The organism is Limosilactobacillus reuteri, assembly GCF_034259105.1.
Classification (GTDB): domain Bacteria; phylum Bacillota; class Bacilli; order Lactobacillales; family Lactobacillaceae; genus Limosilactobacillus; species Limosilactobacillus reuteri_G.
In genome coordinates, this window is sequence record NZ_CP139478.1 from 626976 (window position 1) to 639494 (window position 12519).

Sequence of the window (12519 nt, forward strand, 5' to 3'; positions counted from 1 at the left end):
TAAAGGGTGAAATAAATGATTAAAACTTATGATGAAGCATTATCTTTTATTCATGGACGAACACAATTCAAGAAAATTCCAACACTCACACGGATGAAACGATTTTTGGCAGAATTAGGAAACCCGCAAGAAGGGCTTAAATACATTCACGTTACAGGAACTAATGGTAAGGGATCAACTGTTGCAATGATGCGGTCTGCTTTACTAGAAAGCGGACTCACCGTTGGAAGTTTTACATCGCCTTTTATTACGCGGTTTAATGAACGGATTGAGTACAATGGAATCTCAATTAGCGATGATGACCTTTTAAGATTAGTTCAAAAAATCGCCCCAGTTGTCAAAAAACTTGATGATACCTTGGAAACAGGCGGACCAACTGAATTTGAAATTGATACAGCATTAATGTTTTGCTACATGGCTGAAAAGAAGCCTGATGTTGTATTGCTTGAAGTAGGAATTGGGGGACTATATGATTCTACCAATGTAATTACGCCAGTTGTTAGCGTGATCACGACAGTTGGCTGGGATCATATGAAGTATTTAGGCGATACTTTAGCTAAGATTGCGGCCCAAAAAGCAGGAATAATCAAAAAAGGCGTCCCAGTTGTTTTAGGTGACATTCCAACTGAAGCACGCGAAATTATTCTCGCAGATGCAAATGAGAAAAATTCCCCGGTTTTTGAATTAGGAAAAGACTTCACTGTTCACAAGCTTAATGGTCATCAGTTCCACGCGAAAATTCGGTATCAAGGAAAAAATCTGAAAAAAATAGAAACAATTCTTGGCTTGCCAGGTGACTATCAGATAGAAAACGCAGCAGTTGCTTTGATGGCTGTTGAGATTTTTATGGAGAAGCATGGACTGCCAATTGATCGTCGTGCTTTGATAGCGGGATTAGAAAATGCTACTTGGCCGGGTCGATTAGAAGAAATAAATACTACTCCCCTGGTCTTATTAGATGGCGCTCATAATCTTCCTGGTGTCCAGGCCCTAGTCCATACTATTAAGAATGATTTTGCCGATCGGGAAGTTTACCTTTTGGTGGCGATTCTGGCTGATAAGCAATATGAATTAATGCTTGGTGAATTAGCAAGTTTGGGGAATGTTCACCTAACCGTTACTCACTTTGCTGGTCCCGGTCCTAAAAGGCCAAGTGCAGACTTAGCAAAAGCTATTGCTGATATTCCAACTAAATACCTCATCCAGACTATTAACGACTGGCGATTAGGGATCGGGCAGGTGGCACGTCAAATGAGTGCGGATGATGTAATGATTATTACTGGTTCTCTTTATTTTGTTTCAGATGTTCGTAAATTCTTTTTAAATCGTCGTTTGTAAAATTAAGTTAGAAAAAGTAAAAAGCCATTTGTGATAGACTTTTGAATATCCCTAATCAAAAGAAAGGCAATCACAAATGACCTATAAACATCTTACCACACGTGAATTAACTCTCATAGCTGATTTTTGGTATCAAGGTACTAAAGCTTATCGGGCTGCTAAATTACTTCAGCGTAGTCAAGAAACCATCTATCGTGTTTATCGTTTCCTCAACGACGGTAAAACCATCGACCAATATCTTCAGACTTATCAGCGACATAAGCGTCGTTGTGGTCGGAAGCAGACCCAACTGCCAACTATCGAAGTTAACTATATCCATGCGCAAATCAAGGCAGGTTGGACTCCTGATACTATTATTGGTCGTCATGAACACCCAATTAGCTGCAGTATGCGCACCCTTTATCGCATGTTTGCCCGCAATCAGTATGGCTTTTCCGTTAAACAGCTACCGATGAAAGGAAAACGCCATCCCAATGGCTATGTGGAACATCGTGGTAAAGCTGGCCAATTAGGACGCAGTATCTATCAACGATATCGTGATTTTCCGCATTACCAACATGAATTTGGGCACCTTGAAGCTGATACAGTTCAAGGTAAAGCTCACCGCGGAGCGGTAATGACGCTAGTAGAGCGACAATCCAAAGTAATGATTGTCCTTAATATTCATCATAAAACAGACGAAGCAGTGAATTGCCAGCTTGATCAATGGCTCGCTAAACTGCCACGTCACTTTGTTAAATCAATTACTTTTGATAACGGGAAAGAATTTGCTGGATGGCGAGAAATAGCCAATAAGTATGATCTTCACACCTATTTTGCGGAAGTCGGTGCTCCCAATCAACGAGGGTTAAACGAAAATAATAACGGCCTCTTGCGTCGTGATGGTCTTAGTAAAAAGCTAGATTTTCGCGATTTACCAGACGAACTAGTCACTCAGCTAATGCATCGTCGCAACAATATCCCACGAAAATCTCTTAATTATCGTACACCATTAGAAGTATTCTTGAGTCATGTCACAGAAGAACAACTTTCACCTTTTTTCTAATTTAAATTGACATTTCAGGAATTAAAAAGTGTAAAAGCACAAATTTTTCGTATTTAAATATATAGAGTGTAAAAAGGAGAATTATTTATTTATGGAAAATGAAGTGATTAACGAATATACAAAATTAGTCTGGACGGCTATCCCTGATAAATCCTAAATTTCAAGAATAAGTTAGCCACTGGACTCAAATAAATAATACTGACCAATTGATTATTGGTTGATGGAGCTGTGATATCTCTTGGTAGAAGGCCTTACGATAGATATCCATTGACGAATGTCCATTAAACATAGCTCGTGGATAGTGATTCATCCAATCATTAGTCGCTATGATCTGAGCACTACTATAGTTATTTATAGCTTCACCTTTGGTAATCTCCTTGCGGAGAAACCGGTTATTGATCTCATTGGATCCACGTTCCCAAGGGGAATACGGATCAGCATAGAAAACATGATCGTGAACTTGTGTTAACTCACTAAATTCTGAACCGTTGTCAGAGGTTATTGTCTTAAAGATGCGATAGTAAGCATCTGTGCCCATTTTCTGGCGTAAATTTATAAAGAACTGATTTACTGCATGCGCAGTTTTACCAGCAATTTTACTCGTGATATTAACTCGTGAAAGGCGATCAGTCATTACTAGTACAACACTGTCATTACCGTTTTTCTGTCCCTGAACTGTATCTAGTTCCCAATGGCCAATTTCGGACCGTTGGTCCGCAGTTTGAGGTCGTTGAGCAATATTAGGCCCTAAGCACCTTTTAGCTTGCGGATGAGTTCGATGATGCTTACGTTTAGGTTTTTCAAAGAGGTCTAAATTGGACGTACGAAGCACACCCTCATTAATCCATTGATATAAAGTTACAACCGACTTTGGGATCAGGGTGCCATCATTCATTAAATCTCGAGCCTTATAAATAACCGCTTGTGGGGAGTAATGGTGGTCGTCAAACTCACCAAGCATTAGCTGATCAGCTAATCGTAAAAATTGCTTTGAAGAATAATATAAGCGACGACGACCAGAATGGCGGTGATGTTCAAGATATGTGGCCTGACCAGCTTCATAACTATAGATGTAGTAAGAATATTCGTAAATCTTACCATTAGATTTTTGACGACGAAGTTGGCGGACCGTACCACGGTTGAGCTCGTTATTAATTGTTTGATGATTAACTCCTAATTGGCGACCAATTGCGCGATTGGAAAGTCCTTGCGACTTTAAAGTCGCAATCATCACACGTTCTTCTTTAGTAAGATGAGCATTCTTTTTATGAGTAGTCAATAAACTAGTAGACATGGTATCATTTAAGTGCGTCATTTGACGGACATCCTTTCATATAGGTTTGGTTCACTTAATATGATACCTGATGTCACGCCGAATGGCGTTTTTTATTTACCACCAACTGGGTGGCTAACTTCATTCTATAATCCACCATCCCTGATAAATTGGGAACAAAAAAGCAGGAATTATGTCAACGTTTCTTACGTAAGTGTCCTAATCCCCTATCAATTAAACGGCTTTCACGCGTTGAAAAAAAATGAAATAAATGAATGGGCACCGGAAATGTTCAATTTTTTTGCTGCAATTGAATTAGGAAAAATAGTAACCAAAAGTCACGAAGAAATTATCGGCCATGCTTATTCGAGCATCGAATTAGGCCGCAAGATGGTTGACCATTTTCAAAGTGAGGAGCAAGAAAGTGTTTGTATTGCTTGTACAGATATCCATAACGAGATAATTGATTGGAAAATTTTGTTTGTAGGCGGCGGATGCGAATGTATTCTTTATCCTGATAAGATTTTTCAATATGCGCTCCGGTGTTCAGCTCAAGGAATTATTATGATCCACAATCATCCGACGGGAGACATTCATCCCTCCAAGCAGGATGAATCTTTCACTCGCCGCTTAGAACGAGGATGTGAGATTATTGGGCTTCATTTAGTTGACTTTATGATTGTTGGTCGTGATACATACCATAGTTGGCGTGAAGCTAGTTTCGTTAATGAGCTTAAAAAGTAAAGAAACTTTTAATTTATTGCAATAATTACGCTTTCTTTGTTCTTATTAATGTATATTAATGTTCGTATGTACCGAGTGGCTATGGTATAATATGCACGATATTAATTTGATTTTAAGACGAAGGGAAGAAGCAGATTGCTAGGAATTGGAACAAAAAATCTTGGCATTGACCTTGGAACTGCTAATACAATTGTCTACCTTGAAGGTAAGGGTATTGTATTAAGAGAACCATCAGTTGTTGCTCGTAATTCTAAGACTAACGAAGTAATCGCTGTTGGCAGTGATGCCCGTGATATGATCGGACGGACGCCAGAAAGCATTGTGGCTATCCGACCAATGAAAGACGGTGTTATTGCTGATTACGACACAACAGTTGCAATGATGAAGTATTATATTGATAAAGCACTAGGAAATAATGGTAAGCCATATGTTATGGTATGTGTTCCTAGTGGGATCACGGAAGTTGAAAAACGGGCAGTGATTGATGCTACTCGAGTTGCAGGTGCTCGTGATGCTTATGTTATTGAAGAACCATTTGCAGCAGCCATTGGAGCAGGTTTACCAGTTATGGATCCAACTGGTAGTATGGTTGTTGATATTGGTGGAGGTACTACTGATGTTGCTACCATTTCATTAGGTGGTATCGTCTCAAGTCGTTCAATTCGAATGGCTGGTGATAAGATGAATGATGCGATTGTTCAATATGTTCGCCAACATATGAATTTATTAATTGGTGAACGAACAGCTGAAAAGCTTAAATGGGATATTGGATCTGCATCTGTTGAAGCTGCTGAAGAAATGGGAACAACACAAGTTCGCGGTCGTGATCTTGTAACTGGATTGCCAAAGACAATGCAAGTATCCGCAAAAGATGTTTCAACGGCCCTCCAAGATGTTGTTGATAGCATTATTACGGCAATTAAAGGAACACTTGAAGAAACTTCTCCAGAAATTGCTGCTGATGTTATTGATCACGGAATTGTATTAACTGGTGGAGGCACATTATTAAAGCATTTACCAGATGTTATTGCAGATGCAACCAAAGTACCAGTGTTCATTGCTAACGATCCCCTTGACTGTGTTGCTATTGGTACCGGCGAGTCATTAAAGAGTATTGATGTAATGAAGAAAAAGTAAAATGATTCTCTGACAGTGACGTCAGCGATGAATCATCATTAGTACTAACTAATGACTGACGGGGCTGATTGCCAAGCAGGATTGTTTGGCAGGCCCCGTCTTAATTACCTTGTGTATGCATTGGAGGGTCATAATGCAGAAATTTTTTTCCAATCGCCGATTAGTTATTGCTGTGATAATTCTAGTTGTCTGTTTTGGACTAATGGCGGGTTCTGTTTCTTTACGGAATAGGCGAAATACACCACCGATCATCCAACAATTTGGAAATGATATTGTTGGTTTTGTTGATAGTGCAGTTGCTCTCCCTGTAAATTGGGCACAGACAAGCGTGAGTTCAATAAATGGGTTGATGAATACTTATTCTGAAAACCGTGAACTTAAACAGCAAGTAACTGAATTAGCACAAACTAAAGTCCGTGATCAGACCTTAGCTCATGAAAACAAACAATTAAAACAACAGTTAAAACTTAATAATTCAATGACCGACTATAATACAGTTACAGCGGCTGTGTTAATGCGCACACCTTCTTCATGGCAAAGACAACTCGTGATTAATAAGGGGCAATCTAGTGGTATTAAGAAGAATATGCCTGTTATGAGTGATAGTGGGTTAATTGGTCGGATTACAGAAGTAAATAAAACTAATAGTAAAGTTGAATTATTGAGTGATACCAGTGAATCATCAAACCGTTTTGCAATTACTCTTAATGGTCAAAATGGGAAAGTGATTAATGGGATTATCACCGGATATAATGCAAGAAATAACGAGCTTGAAATGGGACAAGTAACTTCTAAAGCTAAAATAAAAAAAGGTACCCGAGTAGTAACCAGTGGAATGGGTGGTGTGACACCTAAGGGACTTTATGTTGGTCGCGTGTCACGTGTCGGTAAAGATGATTATGGTCTCGCCCAGAAAATCTATATTACTCCAGCAACGGACTTTAATGATATTAATATTGTTACAGTTGCTGAAGCGGCCTCACAGGAGTGATAAATTATGTATCGTTTATCACGCTTAAAATATATATTCCCAATTGGTTTATTTGTATGCCTGTTTTTGGACGGCGCTTTAAGCCATGTGTGGGCACCATTATTTTTCAGCTATCCCTATTCAATGGTGAGTGAACTTGTCTTACTATGGTTAGTCTTATCGTATTTCTTTCAAGATGATATTGAGATTCCATTAATTCCATTTGCAATTGCTGCCGGTGCAGTTTATGATTTATACTTTTCGGGAATTTTAGGATTGTATATTTTCTTGTATCCATTAGTGGTAGAAATAACTAAAATTTTATCTCGTTATTTTAGTTCATCATTTCTTTCGATGATTATGATTTTCTTTGTTGATATTGTCATTTTTGAGACCTTTAATTATTGGGCATATTATTTAGTAAATATTACTAATGTTGGTTTTGGGGACTATCTTATTTATACGCTTGCTCCAACATTAGCATTGAATTTAATTTATTTTGTTGTCCTCTTCTGGCCAATTCGCGCAATATATCGCTGGGCATTAGACGATGATCAAATTTAAAATTAGTGCTTGACACAATAGATATTCCAGTATAGGATATTTACAACATCATAAATGACAGTGAACAGACTAGTAGAGCTTTAAGCATTGCAAAGAAAGTCCTTAATGATGGGAAGGGATCAATGTTTCGGCTTGAATCACATCTGTGAGTTGGCCTTCTGAAAGCCATAGTAGGAAGACCCGGGGAAGCCCGTTACAGCGCGGAGTTTATTTTAATGAACTCACTAAGGCTATTATTCGTGAGAAAATAGCAAGATGAGGTGGAACCGCGGAAACGCCCTCGTAGCCAGTTTAGGCTCGAGGGTGTTTTTTGTTTCATTAAAATAGACTTATTAAGGCAAATATTGCGAAATGTTTGTAAACATGAGGTGGAACCACGATGTACTCGTCCTCTAGGAGGTATCTCCTAGAGGATTTTTTCTTTTCCTGTTATTTCTATTAGTCAATAATTTAAGGAGGCAATAGTAAATGTCAATGCAATATATAAGTGAAATTCTACCTTCATTATTCCAGGGGGCTACTCTTACATTACAAATTTTCTTCTGGACATTAGTTGGGTCTCTGCCATTAGGGATTTTGGTTAGCTTAGGACTTACTTCTAAAATCAAACCTTTGAAGTGGATATTAGAAATTTATATTTGGTTAATGCGGGGAACGCCTTTGCTGCTTCAACTGATCTTTGTATTCTATGGGTTACCAATTATTGGCATTGTTTTTGAACGTTACGATGCCGCCTTAGTTGCTTTTATTTTGAATTACGCAGCTTATTTTGCTGAAATTTTCCGTGGTGGTTTCCAATCTGTTGATCAAGGTCAGTTTGAAGCAGCACGTGTTTTACGACTAAGCTACTGGCAAACTCTTCGTAAGATCATCATTCCCCAGGTAATAAAAATCGTTATTCCATCAATTGGGAATGAAGTTATTAACTTAGTAAAAGATTCATCGTTAGTTTACGTAATTGGTCTCGGTGACCTACTTCGTGCAGGAAATGTAGCAACTTCACGGGATGTCACGCTTGTCCCATTGATGTTAGTCGGATTAATCTACTTGATCCTTGTAGGAATTTGTACATTAATTCTGCGGCAAGTTGAAAAATGTTATGCATACTTCAAGTAAAGGAGGGGATCTAAATGTTAGAAGTTCGAGATTTAAAAAAGAGTTTTGGCGATCGGCAAATTTTAGATGGGGTTAATTTAACAGTTAAAGATGGTGAAATTCTTTGTATTGTTGGTCCATCAGGTGCTGGGAAAACGACCTTACTTCGTTGCATTACTGGACTGGAAACTCCTGATAGTGGTGAGTTTTTCATTAACGGTCGTCGATTTGACCCTCAGGGAACAGATGCAGCTGACCGGGTAATCGGTGTGGTTTTTCAAGATTTTAAGCTTTTCCCAAATCTTTCGGTAATGGAAAATATCACGTTAGCGCCGATGATGGTATTGAAAAAGGATAAACAAGAAGCAATTGCTGATGCGCAAAAACTGCTTGAAGAATTAGGCCTTAATACAAAAGGGAAATTATACCCCTACCAACTTTCGGGTGGACAAAAGCAACGGGTTGCAATTGCTCGTGCATTAGCAATGAAGCCTAAAATTTTGTGCTATGATGAACCGACATCAGCGCTTGATCCAAACCTCCGAAAAGATGTGGCTAATATTATTTTGGGATTAAAGAAGGACGGAATGACTCAATTAATTGTTACTCACGATTTAGAATTTGCCGAAGATATTGCTGATGATATTTTACGAGTACAACCACTTGATCAACGTCAGAATAAATAGTGAGAGGAGAAATACTGATGAAAAAAGCGAAAGCAATTTGGTTACTTATTTTGTTAGTAGTACCTGTTCTCCTTCTTAGTGGCTGTGAAAGTGTAACGAAGCGTGCTGATACGCAAGATACATGGAACCGGATCGAGCGACGGAAACGAGTGATTGTTGGCCTTGATGATAGCTTTGTTCCAATGGGTTTTCGCCAAAAGAATGGAAAGCTGGTTGGTTATGACGTTGATCTTGCCCGGGCTGTTTTTAAGCAGTATGGGATAAAGGTTGATTTTCAGCCAATTGATTGGTCAATGAAAGAGACTGAGCTAAAAAACGGGACGATTGACTTATTATGGAATGGTTATTCTGTTAATCCTAGTCGTGCCAAAAAGGTTGCCTTTAGTCGTTACTATTTAGAGAATCGGCAGATATTAGTAACTAAAAAGAAGAGTAACATTAAAAATTTGAACGGAATGACTGGTAAAACACTCGGAGTGCAGAATGGTTCAACGGGAGTAACCGTTTTGGATGAGAAGCCAAAGTTGTTAAAAGATAAAATAAAGAACCATACACCAGTTCTTTATGATACATTTCCTAATGCATTCATTGACTTAAATGCAAATCGAATTCAAGGAATTTTAATGGATGAGGTTTATGCTAATTACTATATTAAGCACCAACCAAATAGTAATTCATACCGCACTTATATCAGCAAAGAGTTGCCAATGGAACATTTTGCAGTGGGAATGCGGAAAGGTGACAAGACCTTAAAGAAGAAAATTAATCAAGGTTTAGGTAATTTACAAAAAAACGGTGAATTATGGAAGCTTAATGAAAAATGGTTCGGTCAAGATAGTAATTACTTAGGACCAGATAACACCAAATAAAAAGAGCAGGGACTTGAAAATAGTTTCTGCCCTTTATTATTTCCTACAAACAAATTAATAAAAATATGATGAATTTACGTAATCGGTTTGTAATTTACTCATATTTAACGTATCATTATTCAGTATGATAATTCGAATGTAACTAGGTTGCAGCTAGTGGAATCCCTCTTGCTGCATTTTATATTGAAGGGAGAAAGAGAACGTGGATTTTAATCTTGCTCGTGGCGTGGACTTGCACATTATACCCACAAAACAATTTAAGATGAATCACGTCTTAATAGATTTTGCGACTCCGCAAACACCAACGAATGCTACTGCACGAAATTTATTGGCAAACCTATTAGAGACCAGCACGCATCGCTATCCAACACAGACGGCTTTGGCTCGTCAATTGGCATCTTTATATGGTGCCTATGTTAATTTATATGTTAACCGTCTGGGGACATTGCATACTGTCCGATTACGAGCAAGTTTTGTCAATAATCGCTTTGTTGATGAAGATTTATTTGAAAAGATTAGTGGCTTAATAAATGAGATCATTTTCCATCCGCTAATCGATGACGGGGAATTTGATGGTCCTACTTTTAGAATTCAATCTAATAATTTAAAAAGTGCGATAAAGTCGCTTTATGACGATAAACAATTTTTGGCTAATCAACGTCTTATGGACTTGTACTACCAAAGTGATTCTGTAATGAAGGTACCTAGTTTCGGTCAAATTGCCGATCTTGAGAACCTAAATGCTAAAAGTTTAGTTTCAACGTATCATTCAATGATTAATGAAGATAAAATTGATATTTTTGTGTTAGGTGACATTGATCCGATGCGTGCTCAGCAAGTTGTTGCTAAGCTGCCTTTTAAGGATCGCAACATTGTTAATAAGTCACCTTTATATCATCAAGCATTGTATGATCAAGTTCAAAGAAAAACAGAATATCAACAAGTAAATCAGGCAAAGTTAAATTTGGCATATTCTTTGCCTATCTATTATCATGACGCCGATTACTATGCTGGCTTAGTTTTCAATGGACTTTTTGGTGGCACGCCATATTCAAAGCTTTTTACGAATGTCCGTGAAAAAGCTAGTTTAGCTTATTATGCTTCTAGCCGGCTTCTTCCATTCAATGGGATTGTAAGTGTTCAAACGGGAATTCAAGCGAGTGATCAAGAAAAAGTTCGAAATATGATTCAGGAACAACTATCCGCTTTACAAAATGGTGATTTTACTACTGAGACGTTAAGTGAAGTTCAAGATAGTTTGATTAACCAATACCGGGCAGGGCACGATTTGGCAAGTAATGTTTTGGAACAACAGTTAGTTACCAAATTAGTTAATGAATCGGATAAGAACTTTATTACCGAAATAAAAAAAGTAACCGTAGCTGACGTTATGCGTGTTGCTAAACAGATGAAGCTTCAGGCAGTTTATTTATTAAGTGGTGAGAAATAATTATATGGATAGAGAAGTTTATCAAAAATTTAACCAGTCCATTTACCGTGAACAATTATCAAATGGTTTGAAAGTCCAGCTCTTACCAATGGAAGGCTACCATAAGACATATGCTATTTTAACAGCAGATTTTGGTTCCATTGATAATCATTTTATACCGTACCATCAAAAGGAGGCAATTACTGTTCCAGACGGGGTTGCCCACTTCCTTGAACATAAAATGTTTGAGAAAAAAGATCATGATGCCTTTGACTTGTTTGGTAAACTAGGAGCTGATTCAAATGCCTTTACTAGTTTTACCCAAACAAGTTATCTTTTTTCGACGACCAGTAATCTCCATGAGAATTTAGATGTTCTATTGGATTTTGTTCAAGATCCATACTTTACTGCAGAAACCGTGAAGAAAGAGCAGGGAATTATTGGCCAAGAAATTCAAATGTATGAGGATGACCCGAGTTGGCGGCTTTACTTAGGTATTTTAGGTAATTTGTACCCCAAAGATCCAATGCGGATTGATATTGCGGGAACGGTTGAATCAATCAGTCATATTACACCAGAAATTTTGATGGATAGTTATCGGACTTCCTATCAACCAACCAATATGAACCTTTCCCTTGTAGGACGCTTAGATCCAAAAGAAACAATGGCGTGGATCAAACAAAATCAAGAACAAAAGATTTTCGTTCCCGCAGAGACACCCCAACGGTTATTTAGCCTGAACGATCCAACTGCGCATGATGTAATTCCATTCCGTTCACTAACGATGGATATTGTTCGTCCTAAAGTGATGGTAGGCTTACGAGGAACCAAGCAATTTGATGATGGTAAAGAACGGCTCCACTACAAATTAGCAATTGATCTTTTGTTAGATGTTTTGTTTGACGATACTTCAGATAACTATTTACGTTTGTACAACAATGAAACATTGGATGACACGTTTAGCTACAACTTTGAAATGCAACGGGGCTTTCATTTTGCGTACTTTAGCTCTGATACTGATCAGATGGAACGCTTTGCAGATGAAGTTATTGATATTCTTGAAAGTGCTGATCAGCAAATTGAAGCGGCGCGGACAAGATTTGAGGGAATTAAAAAAGCAGAACTAGGGCAGTTGATTGGCTTGTTAGATTCGCCAGAAGCAATTGCTAATCGCTATGCTGGAGACCTGTTTGCTGGCGCTAGCTTGATGGATGAGATAGCGACCTTGGAAACTATTACGATTGATGATCTTTATCAAGTTGCAAAAGAGTTTATTACTCCGCAAGGTATTTCGGTATACCAAGTTGTTCCGCAACATCAATAAACTAAACTTTTCCTATAGATTTATTCCGATAAGCTAATATATAAT

At 38.1% G+C, this 12519-nt stretch carries 11 protein-coding genes, 1 pseudogene and 1 other annotated feature; of the genes and pseudogenes, 11 read left to right on the forward strand and 1 reads right to left on the reverse strand.

Features of this window, described 5'->3' with window-relative positions; all coding sequences use genetic code 11:
• Positions 1-15: 15 nt before the first annotated feature.
• Together SH603_RS03925 and SH603_RS03930 are read left to right on the forward strand one after the other, a co-directional pair.
• Positions 16-1338: a folylpolyglutamate synthase/dihydrofolate synthase family protein gene (locus tag SH603_RS03925; protein ID WP_321534122.1), complete on the forward strand. Its 1323-nt coding sequence runs from the start codon at positions 16-18 to the stop codon at positions 1336-1338.
• Positions 1339-1414: 76 nt separating this feature from the next.
• Positions 1415-2383 (forward strand): IS30 family transposase, encoded by a 969-nt coding sequence (locus SH603_RS03930; protein WP_321534123.1) that lies wholly within the window; start codon positions 1415-1417, stop codon positions 2381-2383.
• Positions 2384-2567: 184 nt separating this feature from the next.
• Here the strand turns inward: SH603_RS03930 and SH603_RS03935 are convergent, their stop codons facing one another.
• Complete coding sequence (locus SH603_RS03935; RefSeq protein WP_013923736.1) at positions 2568-3698, reverse strand: IS30 family transposase; 1131 nt, start codon at positions 3696-3698, stop codon at positions 2568-2570.
• A gap of 116 nt (positions 3699-3814) precedes the next feature.
• On the opposite strand from SH603_RS03935, the pseudogene SH603_RS03940 reads away from it, so the two are divergent.
• The 9 genes and pseudogenes from SH603_RS03940 (at position 3815) to yfmH (ending at position 12474) form a co-directional block, all read left to right on the forward strand.
• Positions 3815-4400: pseudogene (locus SH603_RS03940) on the forward strand (JAB domain-containing protein).
• Positions 4401-4535: 135 nt separating this feature from the next.
• Positions 4536-5537, forward strand: a complete 1002-nt coding sequence (locus SH603_RS03945) for a rod shape-determining protein (RefSeq protein WP_169472639.1) — start codon at positions 4536-4538, stop codon at positions 5535-5537.
• A 133-nt stretch (positions 5538-5670) separates the two neighbouring features.
• The gene (mreC, locus tag SH603_RS03950; RefSeq protein WP_169478019.1) at positions 5671-6528 is read left to right on the forward strand and encodes a rod shape-determining protein MreC; all 858 of its coding nucleotides are present in this window, start codon (positions 5671-5673) and stop codon (positions 6526-6528) included.
• Positions 6529-6534: 6 nt separating this feature from the next.
• Complete coding sequence (mreD, locus tag SH603_RS03955; protein ID WP_003666652.1) at positions 6535-7071, forward strand: rod shape-determining protein MreD; 537 nt, start codon at positions 6535-6537, stop codon at positions 7069-7071.
• A gap of 51 nt (positions 7072-7122) precedes the next feature.
• Positions 7123-7467, forward strand: a binding site (T-box leader).
• 72 nt (positions 7468-7539) lie between these two features.
• Positions 7540-8187: an amino acid ABC transporter permease gene (locus SH603_RS03960; RefSeq protein WP_169471613.1), complete on the forward strand. Its 648-nt coding sequence runs from the start codon at positions 7540-7542 to the stop codon at positions 8185-8187.
• A 14-nt stretch (positions 8188-8201) separates the two neighbouring features.
• A complete protein-coding gene (locus SH603_RS03965) occupies positions 8202-8852 on the forward strand; it encodes an amino acid ABC transporter ATP-binding protein (protein ID WP_003676075.1) in 651 nt (216 codons plus the stop codon).
• Positions 8853-8869: 17 nt separating this feature from the next.
• Positions 8870-9721 (forward strand): amino acid ABC transporter substrate-binding protein, encoded by an 852-nt coding sequence (locus SH603_RS03970; protein WP_169471614.1) that lies wholly within the window; start codon positions 8870-8872, stop codon positions 9719-9721.
• A 202-nt stretch (positions 9722-9923) separates the two neighbouring features.
• Positions 9924-11171, forward strand: coding sequence for an EF-P 5-aminopentanol modification-associated protein YfmF (gene yfmF, locus SH603_RS03975; protein ID WP_321534125.1), 1248 nt, complete (start codon positions 9924-9926; stop codon positions 11169-11171).
• 4 nt (positions 11172-11175) lie between these two features.
• Positions 11176-12474: an EF-P 5-aminopentanol modification-associated protein YfmH gene (gene yfmH, locus SH603_RS03980; protein WP_321534126.1), complete on the forward strand. Its 1299-nt coding sequence runs from the start codon at positions 11176-11178 to the stop codon at positions 12472-12474.
• Positions 12475-12519: the final 45 nt, after the last annotated feature.

Excerpts from the sequence above, each read along its gene's own strand:
- SH603_RS03925 (WP_321534122.1), top strand. The coding sequence starts at position 16 with ATGATTAAAACTTATGATGAAGCATTATCTTTTATTCATGGACGAACA.
- SH603_RS03930 (WP_321534123.1), top strand. The coding sequence starts at position 1,415 with ATGACCTATAAACATCTTACCACACGTGAATTAACTCTCATAGCTGAT.
- SH603_RS03935 (WP_013923736.1), bottom strand. The coding sequence starts at position 3,698 with ATGACGCACTTAAATGATACCATGTCTACTAGTTTATTGACTACTCAT.
- mreC (WP_169478019.1), top strand. The coding sequence starts at position 5,671 with ATGCAGAAATTTTTTTCCAATCGCCGATTAGTTATTGCTGTGATAATT.
- mreD (WP_003666652.1), top strand. The coding sequence starts at position 6,535 with ATGTATCGTTTATCACGCTTAAAATATATATTCCCAATTGGTTTATTT.
- SH603_RS03960 (WP_169471613.1), top strand. The coding sequence starts at position 7,540 with ATGTCAATGCAATATATAAGTGAAATTCTACCTTCATTATTCCAGGGG.
- SH603_RS03965 (WP_003676075.1), top strand. The coding sequence starts at position 8,202 with ATGTTAGAAGTTCGAGATTTAAAAAAGAGTTTTGGCGATCGGCAAATT.
- SH603_RS03970 (WP_169471614.1), top strand. The coding sequence starts at position 8,870 with ATGAAAAAAGCGAAAGCAATTTGGTTACTTATTTTGTTAGTAGTACCT.
- yfmH (WP_321534126.1), top strand. The coding sequence starts at position 11,176 with ATGGATAGAGAAGTTTATCAAAAATTTAACCAGTCCATTTACCGTGAA.